This is a genomic window from Ralstonia flatus (genome assembly GCF_958439105.1).
Lineage (GTDB): Bacteria > Pseudomonadota > Gammaproteobacteria > Burkholderiales > Burkholderiaceae > Ralstonia > Ralstonia flatus.
This window is the reverse complement of sequence record NZ_CAUDLI010000002.1, coordinates 268,093-290,789: the sequence shown is the minus strand read 5'-3', so window position 1 is coordinate 290,789 and position 22,697 is coordinate 268,093. Positions and strand designations below refer to the sequence as shown.

Genomic DNA, 22,697 nt, shown 5'->3' with positions numbered 1-22,697 from the left:
GCTGACAACCGCAACGCGCCAACGTATCAACGCACCCGCACACCATCCATGGATCGCACGACCAACTTATCCGGCATGCAACGCACCCCGCTCCAGCAACTGGCCACCGATGCCGGCCTGCTGGTCGACTGGGAAGACGCGGCGAGCCAGCCCAAGCAGGTGGCCGACGACGTGCTGCGGGCCGTGCTGCACACGCTGGGGCTGCCCGCCGGCACGCCGGCCCAGGTGTCGGAAAGCCAGGCGCGCCTGCGCGCCGAAGCCGAAGAGGTCGCCATACCGCCGCTCGTGACCGGCGTGGTCGGACAGCCCATCGTGCTGCAGACCGCGGCGCCGCAGGCAGCCTTGCTGGACGGACAAACCTATCGCGTCGATCTGGAGCCAGGCGGCAGCACCGACGGCAACATCAGCGTCAGCGCAAGCGAGCACCATGCAACGCTGCGCCTGGGGCGCGTGCACGCCGTGGGTTACCACCGTCTGACCATCGACGGGGGGCCGGGCACGGTGATCCAGGCCACGCTCGCGATTGCGCCCGCGCGTTGCTATGGCGTGGCCGACGCCCTGCGCCAGCACGATCGCCCCGCCGACACCCGCGTGTGGGGCGCTTCCGCGCAGCTCTATGGCTTGCGATGCGGGGCTGAACGCGCCGCCAGCAGCGCCGGCCTGGGCGACTACACCGCGGCCGGCACGCTGGCGCGGCACCTCGCGCAGCACGGTGCGGACGCACTGGCGCTCAGCCCCGTGCATGCCATGTTCACGGCCGACGCGCGTCGCTACTCGCCGTACTCGCCATCGAGCCGCCTGTTCCTGAACGCATGGATGATCGACCCCACCGCGCTCTTCGGGGAGGAAGCCGTGCGGCAAGCCGTGGTCGACTGCAACCTCGTCGCAGACTATGCCCGGCTGGAGGCTGCACCGCTCATCGACTGGCCGGCCAGCGGGAACGCGCGCATGACGGTGCTGCGCGCGTTGCATCACCGCCTGCTGCAGTCGCCGCTTGGGGACACCACCGCGCAGAGACTGCTGGATGATTTTCGTGCGTACTGCATCGATGGCGGCGTCAGCCTGCGCGACCACGCACACTTTGAAGCGCTGACCGCGCACCTTGGACCCGCGCACTGGAAGCAATGGCCCGAGCAGTATCAGGACCCGAGCTACCTGGCGGTGCAGGCGTTCGCACGCGAGCATGAAGACGCGGTCAATTTCCACCTGTTCCTGCAGTGGGCGGCAGCGCGCCAGTGGGCCCTCGTGCAGCGCACCGCGGAAAGCGCCGGCATGGCCATCGGCCTCATTGCCGACTTGGCGGTGGGCACCGACAGCGCAGGCAGCCACGCGTGGGCCCGGCAGCGGGACTTGCTGATCGGCGTCACGGTAGGCGCGCCGCCCGACCTGTTCAACGCACAGGGGCAGGGCTGGGGGCTGACCACCTTCAGCCCGCGCGCCATGCGCACGCAGGGCTTCTCGGCCTTCATCGAGATGCTGCGCGCGGTGATGGCGGTGCCCGGCGGCGTGCGCATCGACCACGTGCTCGGGCTCATGCGGCTGTGGGTCATTCCGGATGGTGCGCGGCCGCTCGACGGCGTGTACCTGCGCTACCCGATGCAGGATCTGCTGCGGCTGGTGGCGCTGGAATCGTGGCGCAACCGCTGCATCGTCATCGGCGAAGATCTTGGCACCGTGCCGCCAGGGCTGCGAGACAAGCTCGCCGAGGACGGCCTGCTTGGCATGCGCATCCTCTGGTTCGAGCGCGAATACACGCGCGACGAGGCGCCCTTCAAGGCCCCGCGCACGTGGGCGCCGGCGTCAGTCGCGATGACCAGCACCCACGATCTGCCCACGCTTGTCGGCTGGTGGATCGGCAACGATCTGCGCTGGCAAGCGCAACTCGGCCTGCTGCCCGCCGGCATGAGCGAGAGTGAGGCGCACGCGCGCCGCATGGACGATCGCGCCGCGCTCGTCGCCGCCTTTGCCGAGCACAACCGGCTGGTGCTGGCCGATGGCGGTGTGCCGATGATCGGCGTGGCGCCGCTGCAGGCTGCGCTGGAACAGGCGCGTGCCGCCAATGCCGCGCAAGCCGACGTCATCCTGCAAGCCAGCGCGCAGGACTTTGCCACGGCGGCCACGGTGTTTACGGGCGCCGCCAACACGCCGCTTGCGCTGGTGCCGCTGGAAGACCTGCTGGGGCTTGTCGAGCAGCCGAACCTGCCGAGCACGATCGACACGCACCCGAACTGGCGCCGCCGCCTGCCGGCGCCCGCCCCGACGCTGCTCGACGCGCCCACGGTTCAGGCGCGCCTGTCAGCGCTGACCAACGCGCGCATCAGCCTGTCATGAGCGAACCGACCACCCCCCTCACGCCCCTCACATCCCCCGCGCCCGTCACCCTCCAGCGCGTGCCGAGTGCCACGGTGCGGCTGCAACTGCACCGCGAATTCACGTTCGACCATGCGCGCGCATTGCTGGACGACTTCGCCGCGCTCGGCATCTCGCATCTCTACACGTCGCCCATCACCACGGCACAGCCGGGCTCCACGCACGGCTACGACGTTGTCGACCCGACACGCGTGAACCCCGAACTGGGCGGCGAACCTGCGCTCGAACGGCTGGTGGATGCGCTGCACGCGCGCGGCATGGGCCTCATCGTCGATATCGTGCCGAACCACATGGGCGTGGGCGGCGCACACAACGCGTGGTGGCTGGACGTGCTCGAATCTGGCCCTGACAGCGCCTACGCCAACTTCTTCGATATCGAATGGCAGCCCTCCAACCCGGCGCTGCGCAACAAGGTGCTCGCGCCGTTCCTGGGTGAAAGCTACGCCGACGCGCTGGCCGGCGGCCGACTGCAACTGGCCTACGACGATGCGGCCGCGCGACTGGCCATTGCGTACTACGACCACCGCTTTCCGATTGCGCTGGCCGACTACTCCGCGCTGCTTCGCGCTGGCAACAACGACACCGCCACGCATGCGGTGGCTGATCGCTTTGCCGCGCTCGGCACGATCCGCTCACTGCGCACCCGCCGCGAGCGTGCAGACGAAGCACGCAACGCGCTGCGCGACCTTGCCACCACCGAAGCCGGCGCCGCACATATCGCTGAAGCCGTGCGCACGCTCAACGCACAGCCCGATCAACTCGATGCGCTGATGGCGCGCCAGCATTGGCGTCTGGCTCACTGGTGCACGGCCAACGACGAGATCAACTGGCGCCGCTTCTTCGACATCGGCTCGCTGGCCGGCCTGCGCATGGAGCGCGCCGAAGTCTTTGAAGCGACGCACGCCCTGCTGTTCCGGCTCTACCGCCTGGGCTGGATCGACGGTGTGCGCATCGACCACGTTGATGGCCTGGCCGACCCGGCCGCCTACTGCCGCCAGCTACGCCGCCGTCTGCAAGCGGAGCACGCTGCGCGTCCTGCTGACCGGCTCACGAGTCATCCGTGGATCGTCGTCGAGAAGATCCTCGCCCACGATGAAGCGATGCGCAGCGACTGGGGCGTCGACGGCACCAGCGGCTACGACTTCATGAACCAGGTGGGCGCACTGCTGCACGACGCGCATGGCGAGACGGCGCTCACGCAGGGGTGGCTGGAATGGATCGGCGCGCCGGCGGCCGAAGCGCCGTTTTCGGCCACCGCCGTAGCGGCACGCCGTCAGATCCTGCATGCGCACTTTGCGGCAGAACTCGATGCAGCCGCGTCGGCGTTGCATGCGGTGGCACAGCAGGAGCGCAGCAGCCACGACGTGACGTGGCACGCCATCCGGCGCGCGCTGGCCGAGGTGATCGTCCACTTTCCGGTGTATCGCACCTATGCGAGCACGCAGCAACGTGATGCCCAGGACACGGCCATCCTGCAATCCGCGATGTCGGGCGCGGCTGCCTGCCTGCGACGCATCGACCAACCTGTGCTCGGCTGGCTCGACACCTGGCTGGGCGGGCAACCCGCCGGGCAGGACAAGCTGCGCCAGCTCGCATTGCGGCGGTGCCAGCAGTTGTCGTCGCCGGTGGCGGCCAAGGCGGTGGAAGACACGGCGTGCTACCGCTACGGGCGGCTGCTGTCGCGCAACGAGGTCGGCGCGGATCCGGGCGAGTTCTCGATGAGCGCCAACGCGTTCCATCACGCCATGCAGAAGCGCGCCCTCACATGGCCGCACGCCATGCTGACGACCGCCACGCACGACCACAAGCGCGGCGAAGACGTGCGCGCGCGGTTGGCCGTGCTGTCGGAACGGCCCGCGCAATGGCTGGCCGCCGCACACCAATGGCGTACGGAGCACGCTGGGTGGGTCCGTCATCTGCCGACCGGCCCCGCGCCCTCGCCCGCCGCGCAGTGGATGCTGTATCAAACGCTGGTCGGCATCTGGCCGGCGGGCCTCGACTGGCATGACACCGATGCCGTGCGCGAGCTGGCCGAGCGTGTCGCGCAGTGGCAGGAAAAGGCGCAGCGCGAAGCCAAGCTGCGCACCGACTGGTTCGCACCCGATGCAGAGTACGAAGCCGCCAGCCGCGATTTTGTCTTGACGCTGCTGACGGGCGAGGCCGCTCAGACATTCCTGCCGTCTCTCTCGGCTTTCGTGCAAAGCGTGGCCCCGGCCGCGGCCATCAACGGCCTCGCCCAGACCTTGCTGCGCACCACGCTGCCCGGTGTGCCCGACCTCTACCAGGGCGCCGATTTCTGGGACCCCAGCCTCGTCGACCCCGACAACCGTCGGCCCGTCGACTATGCCGCACGGCACCGAGCACTGCGTGCATTGCAGACGCATGCAGACAACACCCTGGCGCCGCTGCTTGCGCATTGGACCGACGGCCGCATCAAGCAAGCCGTGCTGGCACGTGCGCTGGCCCTCCGGGCGGCACTGCCAGCGGTATTCGAATCGGGCGATTACCAGCCGCTGGCCGTAACCGGCAGCGGCGCGCAGCACGTGTTTGCGTTTGCGCGTACGCATGGCGCCGATGCGATCGTCGTGATCGTGCCCCTGCACGCCTCCGCCCTGCTCGGCCATACCGCCACACCAGCGTTTGCGACGGGCGTATGGCGAGACACCACGGTTTGCCTGCCGTCCGCGCTCTCGCAGATTCCCCTGCATAGCGCGTTCGACGGCCAGGCACTCCAGAGTCCGCGCCTTGCGCTGGGCCAGGTGCTGGCGCATCTGCCGGTCGCCCTGCTGCATACCTGATCCGCGCTTCACCCCTCCGCACGGGTTAACACCGACTGCATCGCCTTGGGTCTCGCCCTAAAATTCCTCTATTCATATAGATGACTAGAGCAATGTGTACCGCACATGTCGCTCACGTCACCCGGAGGAGACGGCATGTTCGGCTGGTTCAAAGAGATTTCGAAAGGGGAAAAGCGCACGTTCTGGGCCTGTTTTGGAGGCTGGGCGCTCGACGCGCTGGACGTGCAGATGTTCAGCCTCGTCATCCCGACCATCATCGCGGCGTGGCACATCGGCAAGGCCGAGGCTGGGCTGGTGTCGGGCGTCACGCTGGTGGCGTCGGCGCTGGGTGGCTGGATTGCCGGCGCGCTGACCGACCGCTTCGGCCGTGTGCGTACGCTGCAGATCACGGTGCTGTGGTTCTCGCTGGCCACATTCGCCTCGGCCTTCGCGCAGAACTTCGAGCAGTTCCTGGTGCTGAAGGCCATTCAAGGCTTCGGCTTTGGCGGCGAATGGGCGGCGGGCGCCGTGCTGATGGCCGAGAGCATTCGCGCCAGCCACCGCGGCAAGGCCATGGGCACCGTGCAGAGTGCATGGGCCGTGGGCTGGGGCGCCGCGGTGCTGCTGTATGCGCTCACGTATTCCTTCATCGAGCCCGACCTCGCCTGGCGCGTGATGTTTGCTGCGGGGTTGCTGCCGGCGCTGCTCATCATCTATATCCGCCGTGGCGTGAAGGAACCGGTGCCGGCCGCCAAGCCGGATGCGAACGCCAATGCGATGCCGATCTCGCGCTTTCCGCTGCTCGACATCTTCCGCCCGCAGGTGCTGCGCATGACGCTGATCGGCGGCCTGCTCGGCGTGGGCGCGCACGGCGGTTACTACGCACTGATGACCTGGCTGCCGACGTATCTCAAGACTGAGCGCCACCTGTCGGTGCTCGGCACGGGCGGCTACCTGGCGGTGATCATCTTCGCCTTCTGGTGCGGCTGCGTGGCCAGTGCGTGGCTGCTGGACGTGCTCGGCCGCCGCGGCAACATCCTGCTGTTCTCGTGCTGCTGCGTGGTGACGGTGCTGGTGTATCTGCTGGTGCCGCTGTCGGACGGCGCGATGCTGGTGCTGGGCTTTCCGCTGGGCTTCTTTGCGGCGGGCATTCCGGCCAGCATGGGCGCGCTGTTCAACGAGCTGTATCCGCAGGGCGTGCGCGGCACGGGCGTGGGCTTTTGCTACAACTTCGGCCGCGTGGTGTCTGCCGCGTTCCCGGTGCTGGTGGGCAAGATGAGCGCCTCGATGTCGCTGGGCACGGCCATCGGCATCGACGCGGCCATCGCGTATTCGATCGTCGCAGTGGCGGTGCTGATGCTGCCCGAGACGAAGGGCCGCGATCTCGCTGCCGTTACGGTCTGAACGTCCATCACAACATCATGACGACGCACTCGATCCGTCGCCGCCAGGAGACCCCATGCCCACTCGCCGCGCCTTCAACACCGGATTGCTTGCCATGCTAGGTTCCACCGCCCTTGCCGGCTGCGCCGCCACCGGCAGCAGCGACGCCACGCGCGGCACCTCTGGCCGCATCACTGCGATCGACACGCATGCGCATGTATTCGAGCGCGGCTTGCCGCTGGCGGATGCGCGCCGCTATGCGCCCACGTATGACGCGCCGCTGCCGGCCTACCTGGCGCAGCTGGACGCGCATGGCGTGTCGCACGGTGTGCTGGTCCAGCCGAGCTTCCTGGGCGTCGACAACAGCTACCTGCTGGCTGCGCTCAAACAGGCGCCGCAGCGCTTGCGCGGCGTGGCCGTCATCGACCCGGCCGCGCCCGAAACCCTGCTCGCGCAGATGAACGCCGAGGGCATCGTCGGTATCCGCCTGAACCTGATCGGTGCGGCGGACCCGCAATTGAAATCGCCCGTGTGGCAAGCCGCGCTGGCACGCCTGCATGCGCTCGGCTGGCACGTGGAACTACACGTCGAGGCACGCCGCCTGCCCGCGCTGCTGCAGCCGCTGCTGGAAGCGCAGGTGAACGTGGTGGTCGATCATTTCGGCCGCCCCGACCCGGCGCTCGGCGTGGACGACCCCGGCTTTGCCGCCTTGCTCGCCGCCGGCCGCTCGCGCCGCGTGTGGGTGAAGATTTCCGGCGCATACCGAAACGGCGCCAACGGACGCGGCGAAGCCATCGCCCAGGCCGCCATGCCTCGCTTGAAAGATGCGCTCGGCCTGGACCGCCTGGTCTGGGGCAGCGACTGGCCGCACACGCAGTTCGAATCGCAGATCAACTACGACAAGATGTGGACCTTCGCTGGCGTGCTCCTGCCCAGCGCAGCGGACCGCAAGCAGGTGCTGGTCGACACGCCTGCGCAGCTGTTCCGCTTCGTCTGAAGACGCCAGCGCCGCAACGCGTCTGCGCGATACCCCGTTTCGCGAATCACGAATTTCGCCGCGCGGGCCGCGCTCCTACACTGGCCGCTCCTCGTCCCCACACGCCGTAAGGAGCAGCCATGCAGCAGCATCGACTCGTCGACCAGCAATTCGGCCAGGTCGCCCAGGCCTACCTGACCAGCGCCGTGCACGCGCAGGGCGCCGATCTGGACGCGCTGGCCGCGCTGGCGCAATCGGTGCCGCACGCCAAGGTGCTCGATCTGGGCTGCGGCGGCGGGCACGTGAGCTTTGCCATGGCGCCGCACGTGGCCGCCATGGTGGCGTACGACCTGTCGGAAGACATGCTGAGCGTGGTGGCCGCCGAAGCCGCGCGCCGCGGCCTCGCGCAATTGCACACGCAAGCCGGCCGCGCCGAGCGCCTGCCATTTGACGATGCCGCGTTCGACATCGTTGCCACGCGTTTTTCCGCTCACCACTGGTATGACGTCCGCAAAGGCCTGGCCGAAGCGCGCCGCGTGCTCAAACCCGGCGGCAAGCTCGTCGTCGTGGATATCGTCGCGCCGGATGTCCCGCTGCTCGACACGCTGCTGCAAACCGCCGAGGTGCTGCGCGATGCGTCGCACGTACGCGACTACCGTGTGTCCGAATGGCAGGCCATGCTGGCCGAGGCCGGTTTCCAGCCCGGCACGCCACGCACCTGGAAGCTGACGATGGCCTTCGACAGCTGGATCGCCCGCATTCGCACCCCGCAGGTCCGGGCCGATGCCATCCGCGACCTGTTCGACCGCGCCGCCGACGAAGCGCGCGCCTACTTTGCCGTGGCGCCCGACCATTCGTTTGCGATCGACGCGATGCTCATCGAGGCGACCTGAATCGTTTGAGCGGACCGGGCGCCTTCATCCTCCCTCATCCTTTTTGTCACACCCATTGGAGGGGTGGCCTGATGCGGCGCCATTTTCAGGGTTTCGCTTAATCCTGAATGAAAAAAATGTGATATCGGAACACGTGTACGAACGCGGGGTTGCCGGTAGCCTTCCGGATTACCGTCGACTCCGGTCGCCATTCGCGCGCGGCCATCGCGCCGATTCCGATTTCCATGTACGCCCTGTTTCCAGCCTTCGTCTCGTCGCTCTTCCTGTTCTACGGCGTCTACGTCGTGACCACGCGCGGCCGCACGCGCGCGAGCCTGGCGTTTCTCGGCATGACCACGCTCACGTGCCTGTGGCAAGGCATCTGGGCGTTTCTCTTCCAGACGCATGACATCGGCACGGCCCAGGTGCTCGCCAAGCTCGGCTGGATCGCCATCCTCGTCATGCCGACCATGCTGTATCACTTTGCCGTGGAGGTGGCCGAAGCGCCGAGCGAGCGGCACTGGCTCCTGGCCTCCTATGCGCTGGATGCCGCCCTGATCGCGCTCCTGCTGACCACCAACCTCGTCATCGATGGCGTGCACGCGTTCCACTTCGGTTTCTATCCGAAGGCGGGCGTGCTGGAAGCCGTGCATATCGCGCAGACTTCGGCGCTGGTCACGCGCGGCATGTGGGTGCTGTACCGCGCGCAGCGGCATGCCACCGCCGAAAAGCGCAAACGGTTGCTGACGTGCTTGTTCGGCGTCGGGCTGATTTCGCTGGCCGCGGCCGACTACGCGGTCAACTACGGCGTTGCGTTCTACCCGCCGGGCGTGCTGCCGCTGGCCATTGCGCTGGGCATCATCGCCGTGGGCGTGGTCAAGTTCGACCTGATGCGCCCGTATGCACTGGCCGCCACCGTTGCCCATGAAGTGCGTACGCCGCTGACGACCATCCGCCTGCAGGCCGCCGAAATCGCCCGCGCGTGGCCCGACGTCTACCGCGGCTATCAGCTCGCCATCGACAACGGCCTGTGCCAGCCGCCGCAACATCCGGCCATGCTGGATCGCCTGTCCAAACTGGCGGGGGCCATCACGTCGGAAGTCGCATCCGCGCACAGCGTGATCGAAATGGCGTTGGCGTCCGTCACGCTGGAGCGCCTCGACCGGCGCACCTTTGCGGCCCACTCGCTGCGCGAATGCGTGGAGACGGCCGTGGCGCAGTATCCGTTTCAGGCCGGCGAGCGCGAACGCGTGCACGTGGAGGCCTTCAACGCCGACTGGCGCTTCGTGGGCTCCGACACGCTGCTCGTCTATGTGCTGTTCAACCTGTTGAAGAACGCGCTGCATGCCATCCAGATCGCGCGCAAGGGGCACATCGAAATCTCCGCGCGGCAGGATGGCGACAGCTACGTCCTCGTCGTGCGCGACAGCGCCACTGGCATTCCGCCCAGCGTGCAGCGCCGCATGTTCGACCCGTTCTTCTCGACCAAGCATGTCGGCAAGGGCTCGGGCGTGGGGCTGACATTCTGCCGCCGCGTGATGCAGGCATTCGGCGGGCGCATCCAGTGCGAATCCGTGGTTGGGGAATACACGCTGTTCTCCATGCGGTTTCCCCAACCTCCTGCTATCTGACGTTCACACCTTCAGAACGTCAGGACACCTGCGCCAGTTCCGGCAGCGTGTCCAGCTCATACGCCTTCACGCGCGTGCGCACGTGTTCCGGCAACCGCTGAATCACGCGCTCGGCGTTGGCGCACACCACCTGCTGATACCCCAGCGACACCAGCCGCCCGCCTGAAACAAACCGGAACACCATGTAGAACGAGCACGGCTGCACCCGGAAGGTGTTCAGGTGGCATTCCACGCGCTGAAACGGAAATGTCTCTTCAACGAATTCCTGATGCGCCAGCTTGGTCACGAAGATCACGCGTCCGCTCATAAGCAGATCTGCGTCAATGCATTCGTGGAACCAGCGCTCGCGCACCACGCCCTGCCACTCGAAATACCGGGCGAAATACGTATTGGCGTAGGCGTTGGAATCCTTCAGATAGACATCGAAGGCGTGCTGAAACGTCTGCTGCGCAGAAATGGCTTCAGGCAACGCGGCGTTGCGCAGATAGTGGTCGACAACTGTGGCAATGGATTGGCCCGTCGGCATCGCATACTCCAAGAATGGATTTGGCTGCTGGCGGCAGCCGCGCATGTGCGGTGGTCCCGCGCATGTGTCCATTCTTCCGATGCGTTTGCCGTTGCGTAACAAGGCAATGCCGTAGCCCTACGAACGGGCGGTCTACTCCCGGCCCGCGACACTCCGCAGCCCCGGTGGCTCCTGATGAAAGCGGAAGGTATTGCGCCCGCCGCGCTTGGCATCGTAGAGCGCCGCATCGGCCCATTCGAAGAGCACGTCGAGGCGTTCGTCGCCAGGCGTGAGCGTGACGGCGCCGGCTGACAGCGTGACGTACGGCGCAGCAACGGATGCCGCGTGCGGTTCGGCAAGTTCGGCCACCATGGCCACGGCGCGGGCCACGGCCTGGCGGGCGTCATCGCGGTTCAGGTCGAACAGCATGGCGACGAATTCTTCGCCGCCCACGCGCGCGATGAAGTCATCGGGGTGACGGCACGCCATGCCCAGCGTGTCGGCCACCATGCGCAAGCATTCGTCGCCTTGCAGGTGGCCATAGGTGTCGTTGTATTGCTTGAAGCAATCGATGTCGAACAGCGCCAGCGTGACGGGGCGATGCTCCCGGCGGGCATGGTCGAACAGGCGCGGGGCCTGTGTCTCAAAAAAGCGGCGATTGAACAGTTGCGTAAGCGCGTCGCGATTGACATCGTTCTCGAGCACGCTGAGCTTCGCTTGCGTACGCTGCAGCTCGCCGCGCAGTGCATCCTGGGCGCTGGCCATGCCGGCACGCTGCATCTGCTCGACCGTCACGTCGCGCAACAACAGGAACACACCCGCATGGCGTCCGCGCGCATCGCTCAGGCCTTCGAGCGTGACTTCCAGCGTGCGGCCCGTTTCGGGCAGCCAGACCTGGTGGCGGTTGGGCAGACGCGTGCGCTCGAATTCGCGCAGGATGCCCGCCACGTTCAGCACGGCGGGCGGCATTGCATGCATCTGGGCGCTGGGCAGCAAATAGCGCGCGGCGGCGTTGATGCTGGCAATGGAACCATCGCGGGCCAGCACGATGCAGCCGTCCCGCATGGCTTCGACGATCTTGCCGCGGGCATAGGCGGCGGTATCGCGCAGGCGCGGCCGCAGGACGACCCAGCCCAGCAGTGCGGTGCTGACCGCAAACGTGGCCGGTGTGAGATCGCCGCCGATGGCCGTCGTCCAGCGTTGCAGATACGCCAGATGCGCCACCAGCGGCAGCAGTTGCCCGATGACAAGCGCCAGCCGCACCTGCGTGCGCGACGACACATAAAGCGCCGAGGCCGCCTCGTCGATGGGAAGCACCAGCAGCACGAGGCTGATGGCGAGCAGCACGTAGTTGTAGGCCGTGCCGATCCAGAAGGCCCGCCCGTGATCGAACACGGCGCGCTGCATGCCGTCGATGACGACAAAGCGCGCATCGAGCCATACCAGGTGATGCAGTTCATTGGTGGCGACCAGCCCGATGAACCCGGCGGCCACCAGCAGCGCAAGCACCCAGCCCGCGCGCACCAGCGGCAGTGCATTGAGTTCGGGCCGGATGAGGCCGATCACCATGCGCAGCCACGCGGCCGGCACCATCATGATCCCCAGGTACGCGACCTTGGCCCAGCCCACGCGCACGGGCATGTCGAAAGTCACGACCTCCATCAGACGTGCACCGCTCCACAGCGCGGTGCCGAGCGCGAGCAGCATGAAGGCAGAGACCTCCGTGTCGTCACGGCGCGGCCATGACAGGCCGATCAGCGCGATCGAGACGAGCGCGGCGCAAGCCAGTGCGGCGATCAGCATGATGGGCACGCCCCGCGCGCATGGCGGTGCCGGCGAACGACGACGCAAGCCGGTTGGTCCACGTGTATTCCCCGTTCGTTTGTTGTTCTTGCAGTGTATCGGGCACTGTTGTCGGGTGGATGACTGCGCGATGCGTCTCCATGACCCGCCACTCCTATCGGCAGGAATTGTAAAAACTGAAGGCCAGCGCCGCTTTGCAGCGCATGGCGGCACCGGTGCGTGTCGGCATGCGTATATCGATCTGCCAATGAATTCGTTTGCGCGGCGCAGCAATCACCCTACGCTTGGACCCCTAAAAATCATCAGGGGGTTGTCATGCAAGCAAGCGTTTCGGGCGCATTCTCGTTGTCGGGTCTGGCGCTGGCGTTGGCAAAGTCGTCGCGCCAGGCGGTGGGTGTGGTCATCGGGGCGGCGCTCGCGGTGGCGGTGCTCCACGCGCCGCAAGCTCATGCCGACAAGCTGGACGACATCAAGAAGGCGGGTGTCCTGCGGGTGGGCGTGTTCGACGCCAATCCGCCGTTCGGTTACGCCGATGCCAAGACCGGTCAGCCTGTTGGCTTGGACGTGGACTACGCGCAGGAAATCGCCAACAAGCTGGGCGTCAAGCTGGAACTGCGCGCCACCAATCCGGCCAACCGCGTGCCGCTGCTCACGTCCGGCAAGGTGGACATCGTGGCCGCCAACTTCACCATCACCGACGAGCGCAAGAAGCAGATTGAATTCAGCACGCCGTACTTTGCCAGCGGCCTGCAGTTCATCGCCAAGAAGGGTGTGCTCAAGCAGCCGGACGATTTGAAGAAAGACGGCATCCGCCTGGGCGTCGACAAGGGCACCACGCAGGAAACCACGCTGCGCGACGGCTATCCCAACGCCCGCGTGATTGCCTATGACGATTCGCCGCTCGCGCTCACCGCACTGCGCACCGGCGCCATCCAGGCTTTTGCGCAGGACGGTGCCAAGCTGGGCGCGCTGCTGGCCACGCTGCCCAATCGCAGTGAACTGGAAATCTCGCCTTTCGTGCTGACGCGCGAGTACATGGGCATCGGTGTGCCGAAGGGTGAAACGAAGCTGACGGCGACCATCGACCAGATCCTGCAAGGTCTCGAGAAGGACGGTACCGCCGGCCGCATCTATGACCGCTGGTTCGGTCCGAAGAGCGCCGCTCCGCTGCCGCGCGACTTCATCATCGGCAGCACCAAGTGAGCTTGAGCCTGCCAGCCCTCCTCCAGCCCCTGCCGCCGCGTTATCTCGGCTGGATGCTGGACGGCTTCGGGATGACGCTGCTGGTGTCGGCGGCTGCCATCGCGGGCGGGCTGGCCATTGGCCTGCTCCTGACGGCGCTGCGCGCGAGTGCTCAGCCGTGGCTGCACTTGCCGGCCCGCGCGCTGGTGGCCTTCCTGCGCAAGACGCCGTTATTGGTACAACTGTTCTTCTGGTATTTCGGCGCGGCGCAATTGCTGGGCGAAGACGTGGTCGGGGCCATCACCGGCTGGGGCGGCATCGCCGTGGGTGCCTGGCGATGGCCTGCGCCGTCGTTCGAATTTCTGGCGGCGGCGTTCGGCATTGCGCTGTATGCCGGCGCGTTCTTTTCGGAAGAGCTGCGCGCCGGCATTCGGGCGGTGCCGGGCGGGCAGCGCGAAGCCGCGCTGTCGCTGGGCTTCACGCCGCGTGCCGCCTTCCTGCGTGTGGTGCTGCCGCAGGCGCTGCGCGTGTCGGCGCTGCCGCTGCTGGGGCAATGTGCCAACACCATCAAGAACACCTCGCTCGCCATGGGCATCGGGCTGGCCGAGCTTGCGTATAGCGCGCGACAGGTGGAAACCGACACGTTGCTCGCCTTCCAGGCCTTTGCCGTGGCAACCGTGCTGTATGCAGGGCTGATCCTGTTGCTGCAATGGGCCGCGCCCCAGTTGCTGCGGCGGCTCGGCTGGGCATCGACATCGACGCTGCCGAACGGAGCGCCCTCGTGACGACGGAAGCCGTGCTCCTGCACCTGCGTTACCTGCTGATCGGTCCGTATCCGAATGGCCCGCTGGCCGGCGCGGCGCTCACCTTGTGGATGGCGCTGTGGGCGTGCGTGCTCGCCACGGCAGCGGGTGTCGGTGCGGCACTGTTGCTCGACCGGCTCGACGCCATGCCAAGGCTGCGCCGACTGGCGCGTCTGCTGCGCGGGCTGCTGGCCACGCTGCGGGCCATCCCGGTACTGATGCTGATGTTCTGGGCGTACTTTCTGATCCCGATGGCGCTGGGCGTGGCGGTGCCGGAAACCGCCACGGTCGTCGCCGCGCTTGCCGCCGTGGGCGCTGCCTACATCACCCAGAGCATGGAGGCCGGCTTGCGCGCCGTCGGTGCCGGGCAGCGCAACGCGGCGCTGGCGCTGGGCATGTCGCCCACCCAGGCGTTGCTGACCGTGGTGCTGCCGCAGGCGTGGCGCATCATGCTGCCGTCGCTGGCCAATCAATGGGTCTCGACGGTCAAGGACACATCGCTGGCCTACATCGTGGGCGTGGTTGAATTGTCCACGGCCGCCAGCCAGGTCAACAGCCGCACCGTGGCCTACCCGGCGGAGGTATTCGGCGCGGTGGCCGTGCTGTATTTCCTGCTGTGCACCGGCATCGAGGCCTTGCCCAACTGGTTGCGCGCGGGCCCCGGCACGCCCCTGGCGCAACCAGCCCACATGTCGACCTGGCAACGCTTTTTGCGCTGGCGTGAACGCCCTGTTTCAGATGCCGTGACATAGGTCACATCGCTATCTTGGGTTCACAAAACGTCGGTATCATCGAGAACATGACCGATACCCGCGCCTCTACCCATCTCTATCCCGCGCACGACCTGGCGATCTGCACCGACGCCAACACTGCCGTCGAGCGCATCACCGCCATCTACGAGCGCTCCGCGCAGGCGATCCGCGATCGCTTCCACGCCTTTGCGCGCGGACAGGACTGCAGCGAAGACCTCGCCGCCTGCTATCCGTATCTCGGCATCACCGTCGACCCGAAAACGCTGGTAAGCGACGCGCGGCCGGCGTGGGGCACGGTGGCGTATCCGGGCGTGTACGGCACCACGCTCACGCGGCCGGACTTGTTCCGTGACTACTACCGCGTGCAGATCGAACGCCTGCTGCACTATCACAACAGCCCCGTCGTGGTGGGCGTAAGCAACCGGCCGATTCCGCTGCCGTTCGTGGTGGAAGCGTCGACGGTGGACATCACGCCGGAACAGGCGCGCGCGCTTGGCGGCGCGTTTACGCTGCCCGACCTTGCGCAGATCGACGATTCCATCGCCAACGGAACATACCGCCCGATTGGCGACGAACCGCAGCCGCTGTCGATGTTCACGGCCGAGCGCGTCGACCTGGCCCTGCAGCGCCTGTACCACTACACCGCCACGCACCCGAAGCACTTCCAGCGCTTCGTGCTGTTCACCAATTACCAGCGCTATGTCGATGAGTTTGCCGCCCTCGGCCGCAAGCTGATGGAAGACGGCAACGACGAGGGCTACATCCGCTTTGTCGAGCCCGGCGACACCGAACACGAACTCGGCACGCCCGCGCCGGACGACTCCCACCGCATCAAGGGCCTCCCGCAGATGCCCGCCTACCACCTGGTGCGCGAAGATCGTCTGGGCGTGACGCTGGTGAACATCGGCGTGGGCCCGTCCAACGCCAAGACCATCACCGATCACCTGGCCGTGCTGCGTCCGCACTGCTGGATGATGATCGGCCACTGCGGCGGCCTGCGCCGCTCACAGCAGCTGGGCGACTACGTGCTCGCCCACGCCTATGTCCGCGACGACCACGTGCTCGACCAGGACCTGCCCCCTTGGGTGCCCGTGCCGCCCATCGCCGAGATCCAGGTGGCGCTGCAGGAGGCGGTGGCGCGCATCACGGGGCTCTCGGGCGCCGACATGAAGTCGCGCATGCGCACCGGCACGGTGGTCTCCACCGACGACCGCAACTGGGAGTTGAAGTACCAGGCGCTGTACAGCCGCTTCAACCAGTCGCGCGCGATTGCGATCGACATGGAAAGCGCGACCATTGCCGCCAACGGCTTCCGCCTGCGCGTGCCCTACGGCACCCTGCTGTGCGTGTCGGACAAGCCGCTGCACGGCGAACTGAAGCTGCGCGGCATGGCCAACCTGTTCTACCGCCAGCGTGTCAGCCAGCATTTGGACATCGGCATGGAAGCCGTGCGCCTGTTGCGCGAAAGCGGCGTCGAGGCGCTGCACTCGCGCAAACTGCGCAGCTTTGACGAACCCGCGTTCCGATAGCGCGGGTGAGCACCGACTAGCGCCGGTTAGCGCGGGGGCGGCTCCGGCAGCGCCTCGCGCAGGAAGTCCAGAAATACCCGCACCACCTCGGGCAAGGTGCGGCCCGCCAGGGTCTGCAGTTCCACGGTCCGCCCACGCATGCCGCGCTCGCGGATCTCCGCGGCATGCAATTCACCGCGCTGCACGCGCTCGCGCACGGTGATTTCCCCGGCAATGCCCAAGCCGCCGCCTTGCAGCACGAAACTCAACAGCCCGTCGAAGCGGTTGCTGACCAGCACCGGCTCGAACACGAGCCCGCGTTGACTGCAGCCCATGTCGAACAACTGGCGCACCGTGTTGTCGGGCCCGGAAAGCGCAATCGGGAATGGGTGCATCTGGGCCAGCGTCACGCTGCTGAACTTCGCCAGCGGGTGGTCGGGCCGCATGATGGCAAACACCGAGCCACGCTGCTGATACGCCACGCGAATGCCGTGCACGGCGGCGCGGCTGTAGGTCAGGCCGATGTCCACGTCGCCACGCAAGACGGCCTCGGTCACGCGCATGGGCTCTTCGGCGCGCAGGTCGAACTGAATGCCGGGATGCCGCTCGCGAAACGCCACGATGGCGCGTGGCACAAACTCGATCGCAAAGCCATCGGAACACGCAATGCGCACGCGGCCGCGCTGCAGCCCTTGCAGGCGTTGGATATCCGACACCACGCGCTCTGCTTCCAGCGCCCCGCGCAGGGCATGCGCGGCAAGCAGCTCGCCGGCTGCGCTGGGTCGCATACCGCGCGGTTGACGCTCGAACAGCGGCACGCCGAGCAGCTCTTCAAGCATCGCCACCTGCCGGCTGATGGCCGAGGCGCTGACATGCAGGCGCGCGGCCGCTTCAGTCAACGAGCCCGTGCGCACGACCTCCAGAAAATAGCGGAGGGACGTCTCCTGCAGGCGATGAGATGACATAGGCGACGTAGGCGCAAGGCCCTTCTGCTTTGCATGAAACGCAAAGATATCCCAAGAAAATTCTAATGGTCAAAAAGGTGTGGGTTGCGCAGACTCACCCGGAACTGTTCGACCAGCGGAGTGTCCTGATGTCCCTTCAGCAAGCAGCACGTCCATCTGCCGCCCCCCGCGCTTGCCATCGCCTCCTGGCGCTGGTGCCGACCCTCATGCTCGGAACTGCCGGCCTCGCTTGTGCCGCCGAGCTGTCTTCGGCAGACGCCGAGCGCCACGCGCAGGCAACCTACCGCGAATACTTCGAGCTGCTCTCCCTGCCCAACGACGCCATCGTGCCGGAGGATGTCCGCAAGAATGCCGACTGGCTGGAGCAGGCGTTCCGCAAGCGTGGTTTCACGACGCAACAGTTGGCGAACAACGGCAAACCGATGCTCTACGCCGAGCTGCCGAACCCGGATGCCGCGCGCAAGACGGTGCTGTTCTACATGCACCTCGACGGCCAGCCGGTGATTCCCGCGCAGTGGGCACAGAAGAGTCCGTGGACGCCGGTGCTCAAGCACAAGACCGCACAAGGCAACTGGGAAGAGATCGACTCCGCGCAGCTGTTCAGCGGCCCGCTCGATCCGGAATGGCGCGTCTTCGGCCGTTCGTCCGCCGACGACAAAGGCCCGATCATGATGATGCTGGCCGCCATCGATGCGCTGAAGGCCAGCGGCGGCCAGCCCGCCGTCAACGTCAAGATCATTCTCGACAGCGAGGAAGAGAAAGGCTCGCCGTCGATCAGCAAGGTCATGCAGGCAAACCGCGAGCTGCTGCGCTGCGACGCCATCGTCATCCACGACGGCCCCATGCATGCGAGCAACCTCCCCACGCTGGTCTTTGGCAACCGGGGTGCGGCCGAAGCCCGGCTCACCGTCTACGGCGCCAAGGTGCCGCTGCATAGCGGGCACTACGGCAACTACGCGCGCAATCCGGCCCAGCAGTTGGCCAACTTGCTGGCATCGATGAAGAACGACGCGGGCCGGGTGACGGTGCCCGGCTATTACGACCATGTGAAGATCAGCGCGGCCGACCGCAAGATCATGGCCGCCGTGCCCGACGACCAGGCAGCGCTCAACAAGCGCCTGGGCATTGCGCATGCCGACAAGGTCGGCGCCAATTACCAGGAGGCGATGCAGTATCCGTCATTGAACGTGCGCGGCATGGCGTCTGCGGCGGTGGGCGACAAGGTGGCGAACATCGTGCCCGACAAGGCCGTCGCCGAACTGGACCTGCGCACCACGCCCGACTCCACCGCGGGCTACCTCGGCAAGCTGATCGAGCAGCACATCGAGCGCCAGGGCTACCACCTCGTCAAGAACGCCCCGACCGACGAAGAGCGCAGCCGCTACGACAAGCTGGCCACGTTCACGTATCAGAGCGAGGGCGCGGATGCCGCGGGTTCACCCATCGACTCGGCAGTGGGCACATGGGCCTACAAGTCGCTGACCGACACCTTTGGTGCGAACCCGGCGCCGGTCCGCATCCGCATGATGGGCGGGACGGTGCCCACCGCGGAAATCGTTGGCGTGCTGCAGGTGCCGTTCGCGATCATTCCTCTGGTCAATGCCGATAACAACCAGCATGCCGCGAACGAGAACCTGCGGATGGGCAACTACGTGAGCGGCGTGCGCACGCTCTACGGCCTGCTGACGCACCCGCTCTGACAAGCGGGCGCTTTAAGCCCTTTAAGCCCTTTAAGCCGCACGAAACAAGCCATGCAGCCCGAGCGGCGCGACGCCGCTCAGGCTCGCCGTGGCGATGGGCCCTGCAGCAACATGCTGTGCATCGAAGGCCGTCAGCTTCGTCCAGCCGGCGTCCACATCGAAGACCGTACCGATCAGCCAGCCCTCGCCTTCGCGGGCGCTGGCCGATGCCGGCACGAACACGTGTTCTTCCACCAAGGTGCGGTGGCCGAAGCGGTATTGCTCGGTCTGCCCTGAATCGATGTCGACGCGCATGACGGTGTCAAAGCCGTGCAGCGCCTGCGGGCCGCCATCCGACGATGACGCCGTGTGGGCCACCATGAACAACGCGCGATGACGTTGTGCGGTGCGCCGCGTGTCGATCTTCGGGAATTCAGCAATGTGGTCGGTGCTGAACTGCTCGGCGCGGCCCGTTCGCAGATTCAGTTGCACTTGCGTCAGACGCGCGCCGGGCGATGGGCAAATCTGCCCGCGCATCAATTCACGCAGCGACGTGGTGACGACCGAGGCATCGTCCGAGCGGATGTAATCGAGATGGATCTCCTGTCCATCCGGCGACGACCACGCATTACCCAGATGGAAGACAAAGCCCGCCGGCAACTGCAGCCAGCGCATGCGCGTGACGTCGTCCTTATCCAGCACCAGCACGCGCATGCCCAGCTCCGGCCGCCAGACATGGGAATCGAGAAACGACATGCCGGCGTGCGAGCGTTCAACGTCGTACACGAACGGCGGCAGCAGAAACACCAGATGGCGCTGCGTCACGGCAAAGTCGTGCACCATCGCCACGTCCGGCACCTTGATGGACTCCACGCGCTTGAGCGCGCCGTCTGCGCCCACACAGTAGACGGTCAGCAGACCGGCCGCGCTGCTCACGCCAAAATTCCACAGCGTGCCGTCGGGCTCGGCCCTGGGGTGGGCGGAAAACGGCATGCCCTTGTAGTCGTCGCGCCAGGTCTGCATGCCCAGTGTGCGCAGCGAATCCGGATCGACACGCGTGGCCGAGCCGCCTTCCCACAGCGCGAGCATCTCGTCGCCGTGCATCACCAGGCTGGTATTGGCAACGTTGATGCTGTCGGGCGAGGCCACCGGCTCCATCTCGGGGTTGGCGGTACCGAACGTCGCGCGCAACGGCCGGCCGGCGGTGGTGTCGGCGATGAACTTTTCGGTGCGCACGAACACGCCGCGGTGCGTCACGCCCTGCTCGCTGATGTCGTAGCGCTGGATCATGCCGTCGCCATCAAATAGATGGTGATAACGCACGCCGCCGATCTCATGCCGCGCCGGGCCGTTTCGATAAAAGGCGCCGCGCAACGCAGGCGGGAAGACGCCCTCCACCTTCAGCGCGCGGGTCGGCATGTCGGCGCCGACGCCCTGGTAACCGGCCAGCCATGGAGTTTGCGCACGCGCTGCGGCAAACCCTGCAGCCCATGGGTCGGGGGTGGCGGCCATCACGTCGGTCAAGGTCAAACCAAAGGGTGCGGCGCCCAAGGCCGCAAGAAAGGATCGGCGTTGCATGACGGGCCCTCGCTCAAGATCAGTGCAAGTGAATCGTCACGCGCTGGTCGCCCTGCACGTCGATGGCGGCATCGTCAAATGCGGGCGGCCCGAAACGGCCACGAGCATCACGGCTGAAGCCGTAGGGCTCGATGGGAATGCCGGCCGGGTTGGTGCCAAGTTTGCCGTCGTTGTTGGCGTCATGGAAGACCGACAACGCGTAGCGCCCCGCCGGCAGATCCGGATAGACGAAGGTGACGGCGCTGCCAGACACGCTTTCGAGCGCGGCAATGTCAGCGCGGACGGCCGAATCGGGCTTCAGCCAACCGGCGGTGTCGCGGAACATCGCCGCGCGCATCGCGCCTTGGCGCCCTTGTGCGCCCTCCACCACCACAGTCAGCGTCGCGGCGGATGCGCTCGCGGCAAGCGTCGTCGCAAACAGGGCCAGCGCAATGCGCGGCAGAGAAAGCATCGCAGTCATGAACGTCTCCTGAGAGACCGGCGATGCGTTGATCGGCCGGCGGGTCAGGAGGCAATGTAGGCGGGTGCCGCGCGGTAGTCAGCGAGCATGCGACGAAGTGCGGATGCGGGGGCGCAAACGGTCGCTTGCGGGCGATGAACGCATCACAGAACTCACCGGGCATTCACGCCTGACGTGCCAACGAAAACGCCCGCCGGAGGGGCGGGCGCTTATGGCGTGGGAGGCTAGTGCGGCAAGCTGGACAAACGATGCTCGGCCAGCAGCACGCTGGCACTCAGCGCCAGTTGCGGCGAGATGAAGCCCTCGGGCATCTCGATGTCTTCCCAATCGCACACGATGTGACCGGCACGACAGATCTGAAAACGGGCCGTCCAGCGATGATCGTCGCGTTGCAGCGGATCAACGAAGATGACATGCGCGCCATGTGTCACTTCCTGAATCGCCATTGTGATTCCCCGTTGTTGGTCGTTGGAGGTCCACCTTAGCAAAGCCCTGTGACACAAATCTGTCCGCCGCTCACCTACAAATGGGGGAGGGCGCACATCAACCGACCAGCGGATCAGGCCGCGCCGACGAGCGCGTTCCCGGCAGGGGATGGTTATTCGGGCCGTAATACGTAAACACCGCCGAGAATTTGACCGCGCCCGTTTGGTTGGCACGTGCGGCGTGGAAGGTGTTGCAGTGGAAAAGCAGGACATCGCCGGGCAGCAGCGGCACGGGGCGCGCGGTATCGATCAATGCGCGGTTCTCCGGCAGCTCCTGGCGCAGGAACAGCTTGGCGTCGAACCGGTCGGCAGGCAGGTCAAGCTTGTGGCTGCCTGGAATGACCCACAGACAGCCGTTATCGACGGTCTCTTCCACCAGGGCCAGCCACGACGACACCAGTTCGTTCCGTTCGAACGACCAATAGCGGCTGTCGCGGTGCCAATGTGTGGCGGTGCCGAACGCGGGATGCTTGGTCATCACGCAATTGTGGTGCGCGAGCGAAAGGTGCACGGGGCCACCGATCAGTTGCGCAATCGCGCCGGCCACGCGTGGGTCGCGGGCCCATTCGGTATACGGCGTGCCGCGTGAATCGGCGTCGAGCAGGCGGCGCACCGTCTGGCCGCCCTCGGCGTCGCGCGAAAGGGGTGCGCCTGCATAGCCGACGTCGGTCTCCAGCTCCACCGGCGCCGCAGCGCGGGCCAGCCCATCCTGCGCAGCCGCAAGCAACGCGGCGGTCACCTGCTGGCTGACGAAGCCGCGCAACACGACGTAGCCGTGCTCCTTGAAGAAGGCTTGTTGCTCGTCGGAAAGCGGGTGTGCGTGGGTGGTGGTGGGGGCAGACGCGGACATGGCGAAAGAGCGTACGGAGACGGCGAAAGACAACGAGTGTAACGCGCCGCCGTAAGCGTTGCAGGCCCGACATTCGGCGGGCCTGCTCAGGATCAAACGTGGGGAGTGCTGTCCTGCT

18 protein-coding genes are annotated in these 22,697 nt (G+C 66.6%); 11 read left to right on the top strand and 7 right to left on the bottom strand.

Going from position 1 to position 22,697, the window contains the following annotated elements:
* The first annotated feature begins 48 nt into the window (after positions 1-48).
* From malQ to R2676_RS05005, 6 genes are all read left to right on the top strand, one after another.
* Positions 49-2,331 carry a 4-alpha-glucanotransferase gene (malQ, locus tag R2676_RS05030; protein WP_206273152.1) on the top strand — a complete coding sequence of 761 codons (2,283 nt, stop codon included), beginning with the start codon at positions 49-51 and terminating at the stop codon, positions 2,329-2,331.
* Positions 2,328-5,168 (top strand): malto-oligosyltrehalose synthase, encoded by a 2,841-nt coding sequence (gene treY, locus R2676_RS05025; protein ID WP_206272977.1) that lies wholly within the window; start codon positions 2,328-2,330, stop codon positions 5,166-5,168. Before malQ ends, treY begins: the two co-directional genes overlap by 4 nt.
* Before the next feature lie 135 nt (positions 5,169-5,303).
* The gene (locus tag R2676_RS05020) at positions 5,304-6,551 is read left to right on the top strand and encodes an MFS transporter (protein ID WP_206273151.1); all 1,248 of its coding nucleotides are present in this window, start codon (positions 5,304-5,306) and stop codon (positions 6,549-6,551) included.
* Positions 6,552-6,606: 55 nt separating this feature from the next.
* Positions 6,607-7,527, top strand: coding sequence for an amidohydrolase family protein (locus R2676_RS05015; RefSeq protein WP_206272975.1), 921 nt, complete (start codon positions 6,607-6,609; stop codon positions 7,525-7,527).
* A 119-nt stretch (positions 7,528-7,646) separates the two neighbouring features.
* On the top strand, positions 7,647-8,399 hold the full coding sequence (locus R2676_RS05010; RefSeq protein ID WP_206272972.1) for a class I SAM-dependent methyltransferase: 753 nt from the start codon (positions 7,647-7,649) through the stop codon (positions 8,397-8,399).
* 224 nt (positions 8,400-8,623) lie between these two features.
* Positions 8,624-10,009 carry a sensor histidine kinase gene (locus R2676_RS05005; RefSeq protein WP_206273150.1) on the top strand — a complete coding sequence of 462 codons (1,386 nt, stop codon included), beginning with the start codon at positions 8,624-8,626 and terminating at the stop codon, positions 10,007-10,009.
* Positions 10,010-10,028: 19 nt separating this feature from the next.
* On the opposite strand, the gene R2676_RS05000 is transcribed toward R2676_RS05005, so the two are convergent.
* Together R2676_RS05000 and R2676_RS04995 are read right to left on the bottom strand one after the other, a co-directional pair.
* A complete protein-coding gene (locus R2676_RS05000; protein WP_206272970.1) occupies positions 10,029-10,535 on the bottom strand; it encodes an acyl-CoA thioesterase in 507 nt (168 codons plus the stop codon).
* 132 nt (positions 10,536-10,667) lie between these two features.
* Positions 10,668-12,317, bottom strand: a complete 1,650-nt coding sequence (locus R2676_RS04995; RefSeq protein WP_206273149.1) for a diguanylate cyclase domain-containing protein — start codon at positions 12,315-12,317, stop codon at positions 10,668-10,670.
* Between the two features lie 315 nt (positions 12,318-12,632).
* On the opposite strand from R2676_RS04995, the gene R2676_RS04990 reads away from it, so the two are divergent.
* Genes R2676_RS04990 through R2676_RS04975 form a run of 4 tightly spaced genes read left to right on the top strand, consistent with a single transcriptional unit; the run spans position 12,633 to position 16,583 of the window.
* Positions 12,633-13,520, top strand: coding sequence for an ABC transporter substrate-binding protein (locus R2676_RS04990; protein ID WP_206272969.1), 888 nt, complete (start codon positions 12,633-12,635; stop codon positions 13,518-13,520).
* 53 nt (positions 13,521-13,573) lie between these two features.
* On the top strand, positions 13,574-14,284 hold the full coding sequence (locus R2676_RS04985) for an amino acid ABC transporter permease (protein ID WP_206273148.1): 711 nt from the start codon (positions 13,574-13,576) through the stop codon (positions 14,282-14,284).
* Positions 14,281-15,054 (top strand): amino acid ABC transporter permease, encoded by a 774-nt coding sequence (locus R2676_RS04980; protein WP_206273147.1) that lies wholly within the window; start codon positions 14,281-14,283, stop codon positions 15,052-15,054. Before R2676_RS04985 ends, R2676_RS04980 begins: the two co-directional genes overlap by 4 nt.
* A gap of 47 nt (positions 15,055-15,101) precedes the next feature.
* Positions 15,102-16,583 carry an AMP nucleosidase gene (locus tag R2676_RS04975; RefSeq protein ID WP_206272967.1) on the top strand — a complete coding sequence of 494 codons (1,482 nt, stop codon included), beginning with the start codon at positions 15,102-15,104 and terminating at the stop codon, positions 16,581-16,583.
* Between the two features lie 26 nt (positions 16,584-16,609).
* Here R2676_RS04975 and R2676_RS04970 read toward each other — a convergent pair whose 3' ends face one another.
* Entirely contained in the window at positions 16,610-17,527 is a 918-nt protein-coding gene (locus R2676_RS04970; protein ID WP_027679462.1) for a LysR family transcriptional regulator, read from the bottom strand.
* Positions 17,528-17,592: 65 nt separating this feature from the next.
* Between R2676_RS04970 and R2676_RS04965 the strand changes: the two genes are divergently transcribed.
* Positions 17,593-19,227: a M20/M25/M40 family metallo-hydrolase gene (locus tag R2676_RS04965; protein WP_206272965.1), complete on the top strand. Its 1,635-nt coding sequence runs from the start codon at positions 17,593-17,595 to the stop codon at positions 19,225-19,227.
* Positions 19,228-19,257: 30 nt separating this feature from the next.
* Here the strand turns inward: R2676_RS04965 and R2676_RS04960 are convergent, their stop codons facing one another.
* The 4 genes from R2676_RS04960 to R2676_RS04945 all read right to left on the bottom strand — a co-directional run bounded on the left by R2676_RS04960 (position 19,258) and on the right by R2676_RS04945 (position 22,579).
* A complete protein-coding gene (locus tag R2676_RS04960) occupies positions 19,258-20,784 on the bottom strand; it encodes a carotenoid oxygenase family protein (RefSeq protein ID WP_206272963.1) in 1,527 nt (508 codons plus the stop codon).
* Positions 20,785-20,803: 19 nt separating this feature from the next.
* Positions 20,804-21,244, bottom strand: coding sequence for a DUF2141 domain-containing protein (locus tag R2676_RS04955; RefSeq protein WP_206272962.1), 441 nt, complete (start codon positions 21,242-21,244; stop codon positions 20,804-20,806).
* Between the two features lie 224 nt (positions 21,245-21,468).
* Positions 21,469-21,690 carry a hypothetical protein gene (locus R2676_RS04950; RefSeq protein ID WP_027679466.1) on the bottom strand — a complete coding sequence of 74 codons (222 nt, stop codon included), beginning with the start codon at positions 21,688-21,690 and terminating at the stop codon, positions 21,469-21,471.
* Positions 21,691-21,787: 97 nt separating this feature from the next.
* Positions 21,788-22,579 carry a phytanoyl-CoA dioxygenase family protein gene (locus R2676_RS04945; RefSeq protein ID WP_027679467.1) on the bottom strand — a complete coding sequence of 264 codons (792 nt, stop codon included), beginning with the start codon at positions 22,577-22,579 and terminating at the stop codon, positions 21,788-21,790.
* Positions 22,580-22,697 lie beyond the last annotated feature (118 nt).